The following is a 17,799-nucleotide window of genomic DNA, read 5'->3' on the forward strand; positions in this document are numbered from 1 at the left end:
GAGCTGGCCGTGGTGGTGGTCATCGTGGCCCTGATCTCGGTTGCCGCCATTTCACTGGTACCCCTTGGCGGCCAGGCGCTGAAACAGGAACACGCCGCCACTACGATGGAACGGGCCAACCAGGCCCTGCTGGGCTACCTGCAGGCGAATCTGGCATTGCCCTATGCCGATGCTGATGGCGATGGCAAGTCCGACCCGGGTGAAACGGCGGGCTGGCTGCCGATCAAGCAGCTGGGCCTGGAGGACCCTTTGCGGATTGCCTACCACGCACACCCGTCGTTGCTTGCCGCGCCCGGTGACGAGTTTTCGCCCTACCTCGGTGAAGCCACAACACCCGGTGCTCCCTCGATCAATGGCCTTGACCTCTGCCGCCACCTGTTCAACACCTCCCGGCTGGCAACACCGGTTGCTGCACTGGGCATGCCTTCAGCCTATGTCATCGCCCAACCGGTGGCCGGCAATGGCCTGGGCATCGGCACACTGGCAACCGCCCAGCCCCTGCCGGGAACGGCGGACCCCAACTTCAGCACTTCCTATGCGGCCGGTATCGGCGAGTTGGCCGCGCAGCTGAACTGCAGTGATCGCCTCGGCCGGGCACAAGGCGCCGCCCAGTCCGCCTATGCGGCCATCACGGTGGCGGATCTGGCGGAGTTCAATTCCGCCTTCCGCAGTTTCGATGTCCGCACTTCCGAGGCCATGCTGACCGCCGCGGAGACCGGTCTTGCCGCCGCGGGAACATCACTGGCGTTTGCCATCTTCGACGAGAGCATTGCTGTCTTCCTCACCTTCGCCGGCTGGCCTCCCAGCCCGCTCGGCGCCGTAGTGGGTGTTGGCGAACACGCAGTGGCGGCGGCTTCAATCATCTATGCCATTCGGCAGATCAAGCTCTCCGAGGATGACGTCGCTGGCGCAGCGGAAGCGCTGGCCGATGCCGAGGCCGCGCGCGATCGCGCCAAACAGCAACATCAGACAGCCATTGCGGTACGTGATCAGGCGATCGCCGAGGCGCGCCGGCTGGACGCACTGGGGATTTCCAGATGAAAAGACAGAGTAGGGAAAACCCTCGCCACCAGCGTGGCCTGACGCTGATCGAGCTGACGCTGACCATCGTGGTCCTGGGCATCATCGGCGTGCTTGTCGCACGCTGGATAATGACCAGCAACGAGCAACGGCGCGACAGCCAGCAGAGGAGCCTGCTGCAACGTACCGATGATGCGCTGACCTCCTATATCTCCGTGCACCACCACCTGCCTTGTCCGGCGCTGGACGCCGAAGGTGTCGGCGACTGTTCGCTCAGCGACGGCAATTTCCCCTATCGTGACGTAGGCCTGCCCGACAGGAGGGCCTCGGCAATCCGCTACGCGGTCTATCGCAACGCCGATGCGACCTCTTCCGATGTGGATATGCCCAGCATCAACCTTGATCTTGCCGACAAGCTTGATCGGGCACCGCGCCTGGAGATGATGGGCAGCGGCATCATTGCCATGGTCAAGCGCCCGGACACCTGTTTTGAGCACCCGGAAATGTGTGAGCGTGCACCGGACCTGGGGATCAACGGTCTTGATTTCTGCTACGCGCTCCGTTCTGCGATGAACATGGCACCCTCCAGCCAGCACCTGCACGTCGAACATAGAGCCACTACCGGTGCCCGCATCGCCAACGTCGCCTATGCCCTGAGTGCCGGCAATCCGGATTCAAAGACCGTGGCCCTGAAATTTCCCTCTCCACGTGCCGGCAACAGCGCGGAGATCCTGGAAACGACACGCGCTGTCGGTTTCGAGCAGCTCTGGTCGCGCCTGCGCTGTGCGGAGGCCTCCGCCTCCGCGCTCCACGCCCATGCCAACGCAGCTGCCGCAGCGGACATCAATGTGCCCGCCATGAACGACTACGCCGAGCAGCTGTCGATCATGGTCGAGTTGGCCGAAGCCGGCGACCTGAGCGCCGACGCCGACATGACCCTTGCAGTTGCACAGATATTCAGCGCCACCTCCGGCCTCTACGACACCGCCTCGGAAGCGGCAAATACGATGGGCGGGTTTTCCTGGCGCATCGCCATCGCCGGTGCCGGCCTGGGCAGCGCACTGGGAGCAACGGTCGCCGCTGCCACGATGAAGGGCCTGTCTGTGACCAACGTCAACAAGGCGAAGAGCGCGGAAAAAGCATTCTCCAAGGGAGAAGCGGGTACCGACGGACTCCCGTACCCGCTGAAATCCAAAGCGGTGGAACTGGTACAAAGCAGCGCGGTCTCGTCGATCAAGGCCAACATGCTAGGCCTGGCACCCGGCGCTCAGGAGCGCAAAGAGGTGGATGCGTTCGGCAGGAAACCGGCCAGCCCCTGAGCCTTGAGTCGTCTTGAACGCGTCCTTACTGCTGCGTACGGCCCGATCCCCGGGCCGGCCGGCCAGGCGGGTGGCGACCCCTCCGGCTCGTCCGTCCCGGCCATCAACCGGAAAGCAGAACCGGTCATGCAATGGATTCATGAGCGGGGCATAGAAGTTCAATGCAGCCAGCCGGCAACCGCGCAACCGGCCCGGCCCGCTGTGTTAGGTCTGGCTGTAACCCGGCCGGCGTCATTTGATCGGCCTTCGGTCAAGCCCGAGGGGGGCCTCCAGACAATTAGCTTTTGAAGGCACCGGATCTGTTCATGGCACAACACACGGAATGCTGGGAGCAGGATCCGGAGGTACCCATCGCGCGTGCTCTTCTCCTGCCACGCCGATGCTCACCCGGCCCAGCGTTGTACCGCGCTTCAGAGAAGCGCTTCCTCCAGCCCCGTCTTCCTCAACGTGACTGATGGAATCCAGCTCGCCAGGCTGCTCGAGACGGGAGAAGCGTCAAGCCTGCAGATCCTTTCCAGCAGTTGCCGGGTTTCAGCCGCCGGCTCCACTCCCAGCTCGGCGTGCAGTGTTTTTTCGATGCGCCGGTATGCCGCAACTGCCGCACCCCGCCTGCCACTGCCGGCGTGGATCAACATCATCCGCCTCGCATTGGCTTCGTTCCAGGGATCGTGCTGGCCCAGTGAATGCGCGATTTTCGCCGCCCGCTCCCACTGCCGGCTTGCCAGCAGTTCATCACAGCACTTCTCGGCGGCAGCGACCAGCCGCTCGCCCAGTTCCTGCCGGATGATTTCCAGCCAGCTACGGAAGCCGATTCCGGCGATGTCCTCCAGACCTTCCATGAAAACCCGCTGCTCGGTCAGCAGGTGCAGCGATCGGCACGGTGCCACCTGCAGCAGGTCGATATCAAACAACGGCTGCTCGCCACGGATCAGGCCCACGGCGGTACGCTCGATGCGCAGGACTTCCTCCCCCAGCACCGGCTTGCAGAACCGGTTGAGGTTGCTCAGCACCTGGCGCAGGTTGGTCAGCGCACTGGTTTCATCCAGGCTGGGCCAGAACAGCTCGGCCAATGACGCCCGCGAATGCATGCGGTTGGATTCCACCGCCAGATATCCCAGCAGCGCCCAGCCCTTGCGATAGATGATCGGCGCCGGCAAACCCTCCCCGGAGCCCATCAACCGCACCAGGCACGGCGGCTCCGCCCCGGTTTCCGCGTCCCTGCCCTGGGCGCGTGATCCGCGTGTCTTGACGTGCTGAAAATGTACTTCCATGGAATCCCCCGATTCGCGCCGGAATTCGGCCTCTACCTGTTAAACCGGCAAAAGCGGAAGAATCCGATCATCGTCTTCACATATTGCTGATGGCAGCCACCGCCTGGCCCGTATTTCGCGCAACGGGGCGGCCCCCGCCGGAGGAGCGCAGCCTGTTTCAACAGAAACCAAGCTTCTGTGGCGGGGCTTGCCGGCGTTTCACCGGGAAATCGCACTTGCAGGTGTTGACAGGCCCGCCGCCCGGGTGGTTATCTCGACCCCATGCTGCAACGCCACACCACCGCCCGACACCTGCACGCCAACCCGGCCAGCGCCGTGGCGTCGCTCCTTGTGCTCGTACTTATTACCGGACCAACAAGTGCGGGGCGAGCTGGCGCGTAGAAGAAAAATTGCCAGATTTCGACTAAAGACCCCGCGCCGCCCCCGGTGCGGGGTTTTTCGTTTCCCGCTTCTATTTCATCTGAAACCATGTCCACCACCGCAGACAGCCTGAAATTCCACCGCATCGGCGACGCCCCACGCACCGCCGGCACGTCCGCATCGTCTGCCGCCCCGCCCGCCTCCGTCATCAGCTCCCGCTGACACGCAGACCACCTGTCCGTCCCCTTTCCCCACCTCTACTCTTCACCGCAAGGAATCCAAGCACCATGAGCTCCAACGAACTGCCCCAGATCAAAATCGCCATCGTCGGTTACGGCAGCCAGGGCCGTGCCCATGCCATGAATCTGCGTGAATCCGGCTTCGATGTCGTGGTCGGTCTGCGCGCCGGCGGCCCCACCGAAGTCAAGGCCCAGGCCGACGGCTTCACCGTCAAGACCCCGGCCGAAGCGGTCAAGGATGCCGACCTGGTCGCCGTGCTGACCCCGGACATGGTGCAGAAGAAGCTCTACAACGAGGTGCTGGCACCGAACATGAAACAGGGTGCCTGCCTGCTGTTCGCGCACGGCCTGAACGTGCACTTCGGCATGATCGAACCGCGCGAGGACCTGGACGTGGTGCTGGTCGCGCCGAAGGGCCCCGGTGCGCTGGTGCGCCGTGAATATGAAATCGGCCGCGGCGTGCCGTGCATCTACGCGGTCTATCAGGACAAGAGCGGCAAGGCCGAACAGTTCGCGCTGGCCTATGCCGCCGGCCTGGGCGGTGCCCGCGCCAACATAATCAAGACCACCTTCAAGGAAGAGACCGAGACCGACCTGTTCGGCGAGCAGGCCGTGCTGTGCGGTGGTGCCTCGTCGCTGGTGCAGGCCGGCTTCGAGACGCTGGTGGAAGCCGGCTACCAGCCGGAAATCGCTTATTACGAAGTGCTGCACGAACTGAAGCTGATCGTCGACCTGTTCTACGAAGGCGGCATCACCCGCATGCTGGAGTTCATCTCCGAGACCGCCCAGTACGGCGATTTCGTCAGCGGCCCGCGGGTGATCGACGCCTCGGTCAAGGCGCGCATGAAGGACGTGCTGACCGACATCCAGAACGGCACCTTCACCAAGAACTGGGAAGCCGAGTACGAAGCCGGGCTGCCGAACTACAAGAAGTTCCAGCAGGCCGACAAGGACCACCCGATCGAGAAGGTCGGCAGGGAGCTGCGTGCCAAGATGGTCTGGCTGCAGGCACAGAGCGCGTAAGAACGTGTTTGCGAACCGCCAGGAGCAAAATCCCGTGACCCGCGATGCAGCACCGCAAGCGCAGCGTGGTTACCGCTACGCCGCCATTGCGGGCACCGCACGCGCGGCACGGGACGAGCACTACAGCGTCGCAAACAGGTTCTATCCCGCGGTCCCCCACCCGCACAACGCAAAGGTCGCTGCATGAACACTCCCACCTCCGGTGCGCCCCGAAACGGCGCACGCTGGCTGACGCAGGCCCTGGAAGCCGAAGGCGTGCAAACGCTGTTCGGCTACCCGGGCGGCACCATCATGCCGTTCTATGACGCATTGGTGGATTCCAGCCTCAAGCACATCCTGGTTCGCCACGAACAGGGCGCGGCGCTGGCCGCCAACGGCTACGCCCGCGCCAGCGGCAAGGTCGGCGTCTGCGTGGCCACCTCCGGCCCCGGTGCGTCCAACCTGGTCACCGGTATCGCCGATGCGATGCTCGACTCGGTACCGATGGTGTGCCTGACCGGCCAGGTCGGTACCCCGCTGCTGGGGACCGATGCGTTCCAGGAACTGGATGTGTTCGGCATGACCATGCCGATCGTCAAGCACAGCTGGCTGGTGCGCAGTGTCGACGAGTTGCCGGAAGTGGTGGCCGAGGCTTTCCGCGTCGCCCGTGAAGGGCGGCCCGGACCGGTGCTGATCGACCTGCCCAAGGACGTGCAGCTGGCCGACGCCTCGCACTTGCCGGAGCATGTGCCGGCAATCGTGGAACCGGTACCGGCACCGGCCGAAGAGCGGCTGGCCGCAGCCGTCGAACTGATCGCCGCGGCCGAGAAGCCGGTGATCTACGGCGGCGGCGGCATCGGCCTGGCCGATGCGGTCGACACCTTCCGCGAGTTCGTCGAGGCCTCCGGCATCCCCACCGTGCTGACCCTGCGCGGTCTGGGCGCGCTGCCGGCCAACCATCCGCAGTATCTGGGCATGCTGGGCATGCACGGCACCCGTGCCGCCAACATGGCGGTACAGGAAGCAGACCTGCTGATCGTGGTCGGCGCCCGCTTCGACGACCGCGCCACCGGCAAGCTGGCCGAGTTCGCGCCGTTCGCCCGCGTCATCCATCTGGATGCCGACGCCTATGAGATCGCCAAGCTGCGCAGCGCCGATGTCGCCATTCCCGGCAACGTCAGGACCGGTCTGCAGGCGCTGGCCCGCATCCGCGGCAACTGCAACAGCTGGCGCGCCCGCTGCGCCGCCAACCGCGAGAAGTTCGGCGCCCGTTACGACGCACCCGGCCAGGACATCTACGCCCCGGCACTGCTCAAGCGCCTGAGCGAAGTGGCTCCGCCGGATACCGTCATCGCCTGCGACGTCGGCCAGCACCAGATGTGGGTGGCACAGCACTGCCGCTTCAACCATCCACGCAACCACCTGACCTCCGGCGCGCTGGGCACGATGGGCTTCGGCCTGCCGGCGGCGATGGGCGCGCAGTTCGCCTGCCCGGACCGCACCGTGGTGCTGGTCTCCGGCGATGGCAGTTTCATGATGAACGTGCAGGAGCTGGTCACCATCGCCCGCTGCCGCCTGCCGGTGAAGATCGTGCTGCTGGACAACAGCTCGCTGGGCATGGTCCGCCAGTGGCAGGAACTGTTCTTCGCCGAGCGCTACAGCGAGATCGACCTGTCCGACAACCCCGACTTCACCGCGCTGGCGCAGGTGTTCGGCATTCCCGCCACCCGCATCACCCAGCGTGCCGAAGTGGAGGATGCGCTGGCCGCGCTGCTGGACACCCCCGGACCGGCGCTGCTGCACGTGGCCATCGACGCCCGCGCCAACGTGTGGCCGCTGGTGCCGCCCAACAACGCCAACAGCACCATGCTCGACAGCAACCCCGCCCACGCCAAGGCAACGCAGGAGAGTTCCAATGCAATACCGGCTTGACCTGGTGCTGAAGCCCGCCGAGGGCGCGCTGGTGCGCGTGATCGGCATGGTCGAACGCCGTGGCTTTTCACCCAGCAACATCGCCGGCAACCGCAACGCCGACGATGACGGCCGCTGGCACGTGCAGATGCAGATCCAGGGCACGCGCCCGCCGGAGACCCTGTGCCATCAGCTGCGCAAGGTCTACGAGTGCGAATCGGTACAGGTCGTGCCGGTCGCAGGTGCCAGCGCATGAACAGCGATGTAAGTGGCGTACCGGCAGTACGCCGCCGCAAGCAACGGAGGCGTCTTCTTCAACGCCAATATCCGGCAGGAAATCCGCTTGCATCCGGTGACGGCCACGTACATGCCTGATCGTGGCCGCCCCGACGCCGTTGCAACACCTGCTGACGCGTTGAACGTCAGCGTCGCCGACGTATTGGCCGCCCAGGCCCGCCTGCGTCGTTTCCTGCCGCCCACCCCGCTGCATTACGCCGAACGCTTCGGCACCTGGCTGAAGCTGGAGAACCTGCAGCGCACCGGCTCGTACAAGGTGCGTGGTGCGCTCAACGCGATGCTGGCGGCACTGGAGCGTGGCGACGAGCGCCCGGTGATCTGCGCCTCGGCCGGCAACCACGCCCAAGGCGTGGCCTGGGCCTCGCACCGGCTGGGCGTGCAGGCCATCACCGTGATGCCGCACGGCGCACCGGCCACCAAGATCGCCGGCGTGCAGCACTGGGGCGCCACCGTGCGCCAGCACGGCAACAGCTACGACGAGGCCTACGCCTTCGCCCGCGAGCTGGCCGGACAGAACGGCTACCGTTTCCTGTCCGCCTTCGATGATCCGGACGTGATCGCCGGCCAGGGCACGCTGGGCATCGAGCTGGCGCCGCACGCGCCGGACGTGGTGATCGTGCCGATCGGCGGCGGCGGCCTGGCGTCGGGCGTTGCCCTGGCACTGAAATCGCAGGGTGTACGCATCATCGGCGCGCAGGTCGAAGGCGTGGATTCGATGGCGCGGGCGATCCGCGGTGATATACGCGAGATCGATCCGGTGCCGACCCTGGCCGATGGCGTCAAGGTCAAGATTCCCGGCTTCATCACCCGCCGGTTGTGCGCCAGCCTGCTCGATGATGTGGTCATCGTGCGCGAGGCCGAGCTGCGTGAAACGCTGGTGCGACTGGCGCTGGAAGAACACCTGATCGCCGAGGGCGCCGGCGCGCTGGCGCTGGCTGCCGGCCGCCGCGTTGCCGGCAAGCGCAAATGCGCGGTGGTGTCCGGCGGCAACATCGATGCCACCGTACTGTCCACGCTGCTGTCGGAAGTACGTCCCCGGCCGCCACGCAAACCCCGGCAGCGCAATGCCGAACGACTTAGAAGCCGCGCCGTCCCGACGGCACAACGCACCAGCAAAGCCGAACTTTCCCAAATTCCCGTTACCGCCGCTGTCGAGGAGACCCTCTGGTGAATACTCCAACCATCAATACCCCGCGAATTACCATCTTCGACACCACCCTGCGTGACGGCGAGCAATCCCCCGGCTGCAGCATGACCGCACCGCAGAAGCTGGTGATGGCACGCGCCCTGGCCGAACTGGGCGTGGATGTGATCGAAACCGGCTTCCCGGCCAGCTCCCAGTCCGACCGCGAGGCGATGGCGCTGATCGGCCGCGAGGTGCGCGAGCCGGTGCTGGCGGTGCTGTCGCGCTGCCTGCCCGGTGACATCGAAACTTCGGTGAAGGCGCTGGAAGCGGCCGCGCGCCCGCGCCTGCACGTGTTCCTGTCCACCAGCCCGCTGCACCGCGAGCACAAGCTGCGCATGAACAAGGAGCAGGTGCTGGAATCGGTGCACAAGCACGTCACCATGGCGCGTGGCTATCTGGATGACATCGAGTTCTCCGCCGAAGACGCCACCCGCACCGAGCTGGATTTCCTGACCGAAGTCACGCAGGTCGCCATCGCCGCCGGTGCCACCACCATCAACCTGCCCGACACCGTCGGCTTCACCACGCCCGATGAGATCCGCGCGATGTTCCAGCACGTGATCGCCAACGCCGCCGGTGCCGACAAGGTGGTGTTCAGCACCCATTGCCACAACGACCTGGGTCTGGCCGTGGCCAACTCGCTGGCCGCCATCGAAGGTGGCGCGCGCCAGGTGGAAGGCTCGATCAACGGCATCGGCGAGCGCGCCGGCAACTGCGCGCTGGAAGAGCTGGCGATGGTGCTGAAGGTGCGCAACGCGTTCTACAACAACTTCGACACCGGCTTTGACACCCGCCGCATCGTGCCGACCTCGCAGCTGCTGTCGCGGCTGGTCGGCATGCCAGTCCAGCGCAACAAGGCCATCGTCGGCGCCAACGCGTTCGCGCACGAGTCGGGCATCCACCAGCACGGCATGCTGCGCAACCGCAACACCTACGAGATCATGCGTCCGGAAGACGTGGGCTGGGAGTCCTCGCAGATGGTGCTGGGCCGCCACAGTGGCCGCGCCGCGGTCGAGGCACGCCTGCGCGCACTGGGCTACTGGCTGGAAGAGGAAGAACTGAAGCTGGTGTTCGACCAGTTCAAGGCGCTGTGCGAGCAGCAGCGCGTGGTCACCGACGCCGACCTGCAGACGCTGATGCAGGGCACCTCCAGCAGCGACGGCTACCGCCTGGCGTCGATGACCATCAGCGACGTAGGCAGCCGCGCCAACGCGCTGGTCGAGCTGTCCGATCCGGAAGGCAACCGCGTGGCCGAGACCGCACAGGGCGACGGCCCGGTCGACGCGCTGTTCGCCGCGCTGTCTGCGGCCACCGGCATCCAGCTGACCCTGGACAGCTACCATGTGCACAGCGTCGGCATCGGTACCGATGCGCGCGGTGAAGCCAACCTGAGCGTGCGCCATGAAGGCGAGATCCTGGAGGGTACCGGCACCAGTCGCGACATCATCGAAGCCAGCGCACTGGCCTGGCTGGATGTCACCAACCGCCTGCTGCGCCAGCGCGAAGGCGTCAAGAACCAGGAGGCCGTCAGCGCCTGAGCGCGACGGCCCCATCGGCAACGGAATCCGCAAGCAATGAGCTCCGCACCCAGAACCCTGTATGACAAGCTGTGGGACGCGCACGTCGTTGTCCCCGAAAGCGACAGTGCGCCGGCCGTGCTGTATATCGACCTGCACCTGATCCACGAAGTGACCTCGCCGCAGGCCTTCACCGAGCTGCGCACGCGTGGCCTGAAGCCGCGCCGCCCGGACCGCACCAAGGCGACGATGGACCACTCCACCCCGACCCTGCCGGCCGATGCGGACGGCAAGCTGCCGTATGCCAGCAAGGCTTCGGAAGCGCAGGTGGAGATGCTGGCGCGCAACTGCGCCGAGTACGGCATCGAACTGTTCGACATGGCATCCAGCAGCCGCGGCATCGTCCATGTCATCGCGCCCGAACAGGGCTTCACCCAGCCGGGCATGACCATCGTCTGCGGCGACAGCCACACCTCCACCCACGGCGCGTTCGGCGCGCTGGCCTTCGGCATCGGCACCAGCGAAGTCGGCCACGTGCTGGCCACGCAGTGCCTGCTGCAGCGCAAGGCCAGGACCATGGCGATCACCGTCGACGGTGAACTGGCGCCGGGCGTCGGCGCCAAGGACGTGGTGCTGCACATCATCGGCGTGATCGGCGTCAACGGCGGCACCGGCCACGTGCTGGAATTCCGTGGCTCGGCGATCCGCGCGATGGACATGGAACAGCGCATGACCCTGTGCAACATGTCCATCGAAGCCGGCGCCCGCGCCGGCATGGTGGCACCGGACCAGGTCACCTTCGACTGGGTCGCCAGGACCCCGCGCGGCCCGAAGGGCGCCGAGTTCGACGCCGCGGTGGCGTACTGGAAGACCTTGAACACGGACGACGGCGCACGCTTCGATGTCGAAGTGCAGATCGATGCCGCCGACATCCGCCCGACCCTGACCTGGGGCACGCATCCGGGCACCGCGATCGCGGTGGATGCCCCGATCCCGGCCGCCAGCGATGCCGCTGCGCAGAAGGGCCTGGACTACATGCAGCTGGAAGCCGGCCACGCGCTGGCCGGCACACCGGTTGACGTGGTGTTCGTCGGCTCCTGCACCAACGGTCGCCTGAGCGACATGCGCGACGTGGCGCAGGTGCTGCGCGGCCGCCGCGTCGCCGACGGCGTGCGCATGCTGGTGGTGCCGGGCTCGGAGATCGTCAAGCGCGATGCCGAAGCCGAAGGCATCCACGAGGTCGTGCGCGCCGCCGGTGCCGAATGGCGCGAGCCGGGCTGCTCGATGTGCATCGCCATGAATGGCGATCTGGTCGCCCCGGGGCAACTGGCGGTGAGCACCAGCAACCGCAATTTCGAAGGCCGCCAGGGCCCGGGCTCGCGCACCCTGCTGGCCTCGCCGCTGAGCGCGGCTTGGGCCGCAGTAAACGGCAAGGTCGCCGATCCGCGTGAACTGTTCGCCAAGGAGGTGGCCTGATGGCCGGTTTCCGTAGCCTGACCTCGGCCAGCGTGGTGCTGCGCCAGACCAATATCGACACCGACCAGATCATCCCGGCGCGGTTTCTTTCCACCACCGAACGTGCCGGCCTGGGCAAGAACGCGTTCAACGACTGGCGCTGGCAGGCCGATGGTTCGCCGAACCCGGACTTCGCCTTCAACCAGCCGCAGAACGCAGGCCGCTCGATCCTGCTGGCGGGCCGCAACTTCGGCTGCGGCTCCTCGCGCGAACATGCGCCGTGGGCGCTGACCGACCTGGGCCTGCGCGCGATCGTCAGCAGCGAGATCGCCGACATCTTCCGTGGCAACGCGCTGAAGAACGGGCTGCTGCCGATCGTGCTGGATGAAGCCGACGTACAGGCGCTGATGCAGGACCCGGATGAGGAGCTGACCATCGATGTGGCCGCGCGCGAGTTGCGCACCGCGTCGGGCACGGTGTATTCCTTCCCGCTGGACGGTTTCTCGCAGACCTGCCTGCTGGAAGGCGTGGACCAGCTGGGCTGGCTGCTGGGCCGCACCGACGCCATCACCGGATACGAACGCCAGCGCAACTGCTGATCCACTCCGCTCCCGCGGAAACCAAGAAGACACGGAAACACCTGCATGCAAGCCAACATCGTCGTACTGCCGGGTGACGGCATCGGCCCTGAAATCACCGCCACCGCCGTCGAGGTGCTCAAGGCCGTGGCCACGCGTTTCGGCCACAGCTTCCATTTCAGCGAACACGACATCGGCGGCATCGCCATCGACAAGCACGGCGAGCCGCTGCCGGCGGCCACGCTGGAGGCCTGCAGCAAGGCCGACGCGGTATTGCTGGGCGCGGTCGGCGGCCCGAAGTGGTCCGACCCCAACGCCAAGGTGCGCCCGGAACAGGGCCTGCTGGCGATCCGCAAGGCGCTGGGGCTGTTCGCCAACCTGCGCCCGGTACGCACCCACGAGGCGGCGCTGCATGCTTCGCCGATCAAGGCCGAGCTGCTCAAGGACGTGGACTTCGTGGTGGTGCGCGAGCTGACCGGTGGCATCTACTTCGGCGACAAGACCCGTGACGCCGACAGCGCCAGCGACCTGTGCCGCTACACCGTGGTGGAGATCGAGCGCGTGCTGCGCAGCGCCTTCCGCCTGGCCCGGCAGCGCCGCGGCAAGCTGACCTCGGTGGACAAGGCCAACGTGCTGGAAACCTCGCGGCTGTGGCGCGACACCGCCGCGCGTATCGGCCGCGAGGAATTCCCGGATGTGCAGTTGGAACACCAGCTGGTCGACTCGATGGCCATGCACCTGCTCGCCAAGCCACGTGCCTACGACGTGATCGTCACCGAGAACATGTTCGGCGACATCCTCACCGACGAGGCCTCGATGCTGGCCGGTTCGCTCGGCCTGCTGCCGTCGGCCTCGCTGGGCGAGGAAGGCAAGGTCGGCCCTGATGGATCGGCAGCGCCGATCCGTCGAATCGGCGTGTACGAGCCGATCCACGGCTCGGCACCGGACATCGCCGGCAAGGGCATCGCCAACCCCTACGCCACCATCCTCAGCGCGGCGATGCTGCTGCGCCACTCGCTGGGACTGGAGGCCGAGGCCGCTGCCGTCGAACAGGCGGTGGCGGCAGCGCTGGATGGCGGCCACTTCACCGCCGACCTGGCCGCGCAGGGGCAGGCGCTCTCCACCCGACAGGCGGCGCAAGCGGTGCTTGCACAACTGGATTGATGTACCCGACGCGGCCCTTGGCCGCGTCTTTGTTTGCGGGCCGTTCCCGCTGTGGATACCACGTACCTCCCCCATTGGACCTGTTCTTTCAGGCCCGCATCCCGAAAGGAATGACCTTGAACTACCGCACTCCAGACGACTTCCTGGCCTACGTGGCCCGACGCGACCCGACCCAGTCCGAGTTCCTGCAAGCCGTGAAGGAGGTGACCCACAGCCTGTGGCCCTTCCTGCAACAGAACCCGAAATACCTGCTGCACGGTCTGCTGGAACGGCTGGTCGAGCCCGAGCGCGTGATCCAGTTCCGCGTCACCTGGGCCGATGATGCCGGCCGTACCCACGTCAACCGCGCCTGGCGCGTGCAGCACAGCTCGGCGATCGGCCCGTTCAAGGGCGGCATGCGCTTCCATCCCTCGGTGAACCTGTCGATTCTGAAGTTCCTCGCCTTCGAGCAGACCTTCAAGAACGCCCTGACCACGCTGCCGATGGGCGGCGGCAAGGGCGGCTCGGACTTCGACCCGAAAGGCAAGAGCGACGGCGAGGTGATGCGCTTCTGCCAGGCGCTGATGCTGGAGCTGTACCGCCATCTGGGGCCGAACACCGACGTGCCGGCTGGCGACATCGGCGTGGGTGCGCGTGAGGTCGGCTTCATGGCCGGCATGATGAAAAAGCTCAGCAACGACGCGGCCTGCGTGTTCACCGGCAAGGGGCTGGCCTATGGCGGCAGCCTGATGCGTCCGGAGGCGACCGGCTACGGCACCGTCTATTTCGTCGAGCAGATGCTGCACCACGCCCGCCGCCAGACGCATGGTGCCCGGGTGCTGATTTCCGGCTCCGGCAACGTCGCCCAGTTCGCCGCGCTCAAGGCCGCCGACCTCGGCGGCAAGGTGCTGACCTTCTCCGACTCCGGCGGCACCCTGTACGCACGCGACGGTTTCGACGAGCAGGCGTTGCAGGAAGTCATCGTGTTGAAGAACGAGCGCCGTGGCCGCCTCGCCGAGCTGGCCGACGACCGGCGCTTTGAATTCCTCGCCGACCGCCGGCCCTGGCATATCCCCGCCGACATCGCCCTGCCCTGCGCCACCCAGAACGAACTGGACGAAACCGACGCGCGCACCCTGGTCCACAACGGCATCGTGTGCGTGGCCGAGGGCGCGAACATGCCGTCCACGCTGGAAGCGGTGGATGTGTTCCTGCAGGCCGGCACCCTGTACGCACCCGGCAAGGCCAGCAATGCCGGCGGCGTGGCCACCTCGGGTCTGGAGATGTCGCAGAACTCGCTGCGTCTGTCCTGGCGCCATGCCGATGTCGACGAACGCCTGCACGTGATCATGAAGGAGATCCACGCCAACTGCGTGCAGCACGGCGTGCGCGCCGACGGCAGCGTCAACTATGTCGATGGCGCCAACATCGCCGGCTTCGTCAAGGTGGCCGACGCGATGCTGGCCCAGGGCCTGTACTGAGCCGGGTTTGCCGCGCCCTGTCCTACCGGTTCAGGACAGGACGCGGTTGCGGCCTTCGTGCTTGGCACGGTACAGCTGGCGATCGGCCGCCACCAGCAGCGCCTGCACCGCCTCCTGCCCCGGCTTGCGCTCCGCCGCACCGATGCTGACGGTGACCGTGGTGCCGGCAGTGACGTCCTGCAGTCGCAGCCGCTCCACCCGCGCACGCAGTGACTGCAGCAGGGGCATGGCCTCGGCCAGCCCCATGCCGTGCAGCACGATCAGGAATTCCTCGCCGCCATGGCGGGAAATGAACTGGCCGCTGCCCAGCTGCAGCTGCAGCAGGCCGGCCACATCGCGCAACACCCGGTCGCCGGCAGCGTGGCCGTGGACATCGTTGATGCGCTTGAAATGATCGATATCCACCAGCGCCACGGTCAGCGGTGCATCGCTGCCATCGCCCAGCAGGTACTGCAGGTGCGCATTGGCCGCGCGCCGGTTGGGCAGTCCGGTCAGCGCATCGTGGGTCGCCTGGTGGGCAAGCTGGTCCAGCAGCCGGTCATGTTCGGATGCGGCCTGCTCCAGCGCCCGGTTCTTCTCGCTCAGCTCGCGGGTGTGGCTGGCTATCTCCCGGGCCAGCTGCCGCTGCCGGCGCCGGTATGCGGCCGTACGCCAGCGGATGAACAGCACCAGCAGGCCGGCTGCGGCCACCAGCAGCAATGCCTGCATCCAGGGCCGCTGCCAGTAGGGCATTGCCACCTCCAGCGACAGCGTGGCCTCGCCGATGCGCCGGCTGTCGGTCCAGTCCAGCGGCAATGGCATCGACTGGATGCGCAACCGGTAGCGGCCCGGCGGCAGGCTGGTATAGACCAGCTCGGTGCGGCTGCCGGCTTCCACCCAGTCGGTATCGAACCCTTCCAGGCGATAGCGGTAGCGCAGCTTGTCCGGCGCCCGGAATCCGAGCCCGCTGTAGCTGACCGCGATGCGCTCCACGTCGCGGGGCAGCAGGTAATGGCTGCGCAGCGGCTGCTGTGCACCATCGATGCCGACACTTTCAATGGCCATCGGCGCGGTCTGGTCACGCCGATGGTCGACCCGCTGCGGATCGATCAGCGCCAGACCGGCGGACGTGGCGAACAGCAACTGCCCGTCGGCGGTCTTCCAGCCAGCTGGTGAAGAGGCGCCATTGGCCTGGGAACTGGGCATGCCGTCGCTGTGGTCGACCACATGCACCGCCAGCCTGGGGCGCGCGCCTGCGGCCACCGCGATCAGGTCGTGCCGGTCCAGCCGGAACACCCCCTGGTTGCTGGACAGCCACAGGTGATTGGCGCCGTCATCGAGGATGCGGAACACCCGGTCGCGCGGCAATCCGCTGGCGTGATCGAACACCTGCAGCGACAACCCACGGCGGCGCAACAGGCCGCGATCGGTGGCGATCCACAGATCACCATTGCCATCGCCGAGAAAATCGAAAACATAGCGCGCCGGGAAATCCCGCCCGGGGCCGGGCCATGCCTCCACCCGCCCGGCCGCATCGAGGGACGCCATGCCGTTGTCGGTACCGATCCACAGCACACCGGCCTGATCGCGGTACAACGCGTGGACCACTGCTGCCGGCAGTCCCTGTTCGACACCGTAACGCTGCAGGTCACCGCGCTGGTGGCGATAGAGGCCATCACTGCTGCCGATCCACAAGGTGCCGTCATCCTCGGCCAGCAGGGCCCGCACCAGCGGCTGCACCGCTCCTGGCAGACGCACCTGACCCAGTACCCGGCCCTCGCCGTCCAGCTCGAAAACCCCGCGATCGTAGGTCCCCGCCCAAAGCTTTCCGGGCTGCTGCGCCAACGCTAGCACCGAGGCCTGGCGTGCCACTCCCGGCTCCAGCGGCACCATCGACAGCATGCCGTCACGTTGGCGGTCCAGGCCTGCGGAGTGGCCGATCCAGATCGTGCCATCGGGCGTCTGCATCACCGCGCGGACATAGTCCGACCCCAGCCCATCGGCGACCGTCAGTCCACTGGCCGCCCCCTCGTCGATGCGGAACAGGCCATCGGTGCTGCCCGACCACACCAGTCCCTCGCGGTCGATCAACAACGCCTGGCTGACATGGCCAGGCACCGGCAGCGGCTCGACGCCCCCGTCCACATACCGTTCAAGCCGTCCGGATGACAGGCTCATCCACAGCGCGCCGGAAGCATCGAGGCGGACCGCATCCACGCGTTCGCCGGCCTTCAGCTGCTCGATCCCGCCATCCACATGCAGCCAGTGGATGCCGTCATCGGCAGCGACGATCCAGCCCCCACTTCCATCGTCGATGAAATCACGCACCACCCAGCGGGACGATCCCTTCCACGGCTGCAGCTTTCCCTGCAGCGCGCGATGGATACCCGCTTCGCTGGCGATCAGCACCCCGCCTTCGGGATCGGCGCGCAGCGCGGTCACTTGCACTGGCGGCAACCCCAGCCGGCTGCCGGCATCTTCCAGCTCACCGCCGGGCAACAGCCGGTACAGATGGCCGGGGGTGGCGATCCACAGCACGCCTTCGTCATCCGGCAGCAGCGCCACCACGGAAAGGTTGCGCGCGTCCTCCCCGCCCAGCGGCTGCCACTGGCCCTTGTGATAGCGGTACACGCCATTGCTGGCGGTGCCGAACAGCATCGCGCCATCGGCTTCGGCCACGATGCTCAGGATTCCCGACAGCTCCACACCCGGGGTGTTATGGCGATCGAACACGGTGAAATGGCGACCGTTGAAACGCACCACGCCTTCCCAGGTACCGATCCACAGGAAGCCATCACTGCCCTGCGCCAACGACTGCACCAGGTTGTGCGGCAGCCCTTCCTCCATGCCCCAGCCGACCACGGTATGCCGGCTGCCGGCCTGCCCCGTCACGGGCAGCAGCGCCGCAAGCAGCAGCATCAACGCGACCAGCACCCCGCCGCGTGCCCGCCCGGCACGGGAATTGCGGTTACACGGGAAAATCGGCAGCACGTTCGCATCCAGTCACAACGGTCCCCCCGCCTGTGCGCCAATTTACCATC

General features: G+C 66.6%; 13 protein-coding genes. 11 read left to right on the plus strand and 2 right to left on the minus strand.

Annotation, left to right across the window (positions count from 1 at the left end; translation table 11 throughout):
- The first annotated feature begins 9 nt into the window (after nucleotides 1-9).
- Entirely contained in the window at nucleotides 10-1,041 is a 1,032-nt protein-coding gene (locus ACSBPQ_RS11910; protein WP_442682347.1) for a hypothetical protein, read from the plus strand.
- On the plus strand, nucleotides 1,038-2,339 hold the full coding sequence (locus tag ACSBPQ_RS11915) for a type II secretion system protein (RefSeq protein WP_442682348.1): 1,302 nt from the start codon (nucleotides 1,038-1,040) through the stop codon (nucleotides 2,337-2,339). The genes ACSBPQ_RS11910 and ACSBPQ_RS11915 overlap by 4 nt, the downstream gene beginning before the upstream one ends.
- Before the next feature lie 410 nt (nucleotides 2,340-2,749).
- Here ACSBPQ_RS11915 and ACSBPQ_RS11920 read toward each other — a convergent pair whose 3' ends face one another.
- A complete protein-coding gene (locus ACSBPQ_RS11920; protein ID WP_442682349.1) occupies nucleotides 2,750-3,514 on the minus strand; it encodes an AfsR/SARP family transcriptional regulator in 765 nt (254 codons plus the stop codon).
- A 743-nt stretch (nucleotides 3,515-4,257) separates the two neighbouring features.
- Between ACSBPQ_RS11920 and ilvC the strand changes: the two genes are divergently transcribed.
- From ilvC to gdhA, 9 genes are all read left to right on the plus strand, one after another.
- Complete coding sequence (gene ilvC, locus ACSBPQ_RS11925) at nucleotides 4,258-5,232, plus strand: ketol-acid reductoisomerase (protein ID WP_442682350.1); 975 nt, start codon at nucleotides 4,258-4,260, stop codon at nucleotides 5,230-5,232.
- Between the two features lie 183 nt (nucleotides 5,233-5,415).
- On the plus strand, nucleotides 5,416-7,143 hold the full coding sequence (ilvG, locus tag ACSBPQ_RS11930; protein WP_442682351.1) for an acetolactate synthase 2 catalytic subunit: 1,728 nt from the start codon (nucleotides 5,416-5,418) through the stop codon (nucleotides 7,141-7,143).
- On the plus strand, nucleotides 7,127-7,378 hold the full coding sequence (locus ACSBPQ_RS11935; protein ID WP_442682352.1) for an ACT domain-containing protein: 252 nt from the start codon (nucleotides 7,127-7,129) through the stop codon (nucleotides 7,376-7,378). Before ilvG ends, ACSBPQ_RS11935 begins: the two co-directional genes overlap by 17 nt.
- Nucleotides 7,379-7,489: 111 nt before the next feature.
- Nucleotides 7,490-8,590 (plus strand): threonine dehydratase, encoded by a 1,101-nt coding sequence (locus ACSBPQ_RS11940; protein WP_442682353.1) that lies wholly within the window; start codon nucleotides 7,490-7,492, stop codon nucleotides 8,588-8,590.
- Nucleotides 8,587-10,143 (plus strand): 2-isopropylmalate synthase, encoded by a 1,557-nt coding sequence (locus ACSBPQ_RS11945; RefSeq protein ID WP_442682354.1) that lies wholly within the window; start codon nucleotides 8,587-8,589, stop codon nucleotides 10,141-10,143. The genes ACSBPQ_RS11940 and ACSBPQ_RS11945 overlap by 4 nt, the downstream gene beginning before the upstream one ends.
- 36 nt (nucleotides 10,144-10,179) lie before the next feature.
- Nucleotides 10,180-11,598, plus strand: coding sequence for a 3-isopropylmalate dehydratase large subunit (gene leuC / locus ACSBPQ_RS11950; protein ID WP_442682355.1), 1,419 nt, complete (start codon nucleotides 10,180-10,182; stop codon nucleotides 11,596-11,598).
- Nucleotides 11,598-12,176 (plus strand): 3-isopropylmalate dehydratase small subunit, encoded by a 579-nt coding sequence (gene leuD, locus ACSBPQ_RS11955; protein WP_442682356.1) that lies wholly within the window; start codon nucleotides 11,598-11,600, stop codon nucleotides 12,174-12,176. Before leuC ends, leuD begins: the two co-directional genes overlap by 1 nt.
- A gap of 45 nt (nucleotides 12,177-12,221) precedes the next feature.
- Nucleotides 12,222-13,319: a 3-isopropylmalate dehydrogenase gene (leuB, locus tag ACSBPQ_RS11960; RefSeq protein WP_442682357.1), complete on the plus strand. Its 1,098-nt coding sequence runs from the start codon at nucleotides 12,222-12,224 to the stop codon at nucleotides 13,317-13,319.
- 110 nt (nucleotides 13,320-13,429) lie between these two features.
- Entirely contained in the window at nucleotides 13,430-14,779 is a 1,350-nt protein-coding gene (gene gdhA / locus ACSBPQ_RS11965; protein WP_442682358.1) for an NADP-specific glutamate dehydrogenase, read from the plus strand.
- A gap of 30 nt (nucleotides 14,780-14,809) precedes the next feature.
- Here the strand turns inward: gdhA and ACSBPQ_RS11970 are convergent, their stop codons facing one another.
- Nucleotides 14,810-17,749, minus strand: coding sequence for a diguanylate cyclase (locus ACSBPQ_RS11970; protein WP_442682359.1), 2,940 nt, complete (start codon nucleotides 17,747-17,749; stop codon nucleotides 14,810-14,812).
- Nucleotides 17,750-17,799: the final 50 nt, after the last annotated feature.

This window comes from Stenotrophomonas sp. JC08, from assembly GCF_052180205.1.
Lineage (GTDB): Bacteria > Pseudomonadota > Gammaproteobacteria > Xanthomonadales > Xanthomonadaceae > Stenotrophomonas.

Bases quoted from the DNA above. Each gene is read 5' to 3' on its own strand.
- leuB (WP_442682357.1), top strand. From the start codon at position 12,222: ATGCAAGCCAACATCGTCGTACTGCCGGGTGACGGCATCGGCCCTGAA.
- ACSBPQ_RS11935 (WP_442682352.1), top strand. From the start codon at position 7,127: ATGCAATACCGGCTTGACCTGGTGCTGAAGCCCGCCGAGGGCGCGCTG.
- ilvC (WP_442682350.1), top strand. From the start codon at position 4,258: ATGAGCTCCAACGAACTGCCCCAGATCAAAATCGCCATCGTCGGTTAC.
- ilvG (WP_442682351.1), top strand. From the start codon at position 5,416: ATGAACACTCCCACCTCCGGTGCGCCCCGAAACGGCGCACGCTGGCTG.
- ACSBPQ_RS11920 (WP_442682349.1), bottom strand. From the start codon at position 3,514: ATGGGCTCCGGGGAGGGTTTGCCGGCGCCGATCATCTATCGCAAGGGC.
- ACSBPQ_RS11940 (WP_442682353.1), top strand. From the start codon at position 7,490: ATGCCTGATCGTGGCCGCCCCGACGCCGTTGCAACACCTGCTGACGCG.
- ACSBPQ_RS11915 (WP_442682348.1), top strand. From the start codon at position 1,038: ATGAAAAGACAGAGTAGGGAAAACCCTCGCCACCAGCGTGGCCTGACG.
- gdhA (WP_442682358.1), top strand. From the start codon at position 13,430: ATGACCTTGAACTACCGCACTCCAGACGACTTCCTGGCCTACGTGGCC.
- leuC (WP_442682355.1), top strand. From the start codon at position 10,180: ATGAGCTCCGCACCCAGAACCCTGTATGACAAGCTGTGGGACGCGCAC.
- leuD (WP_442682356.1), top strand. From the start codon at position 11,598: ATGGCCGGTTTCCGTAGCCTGACCTCGGCCAGCGTGGTGCTGCGCCAG.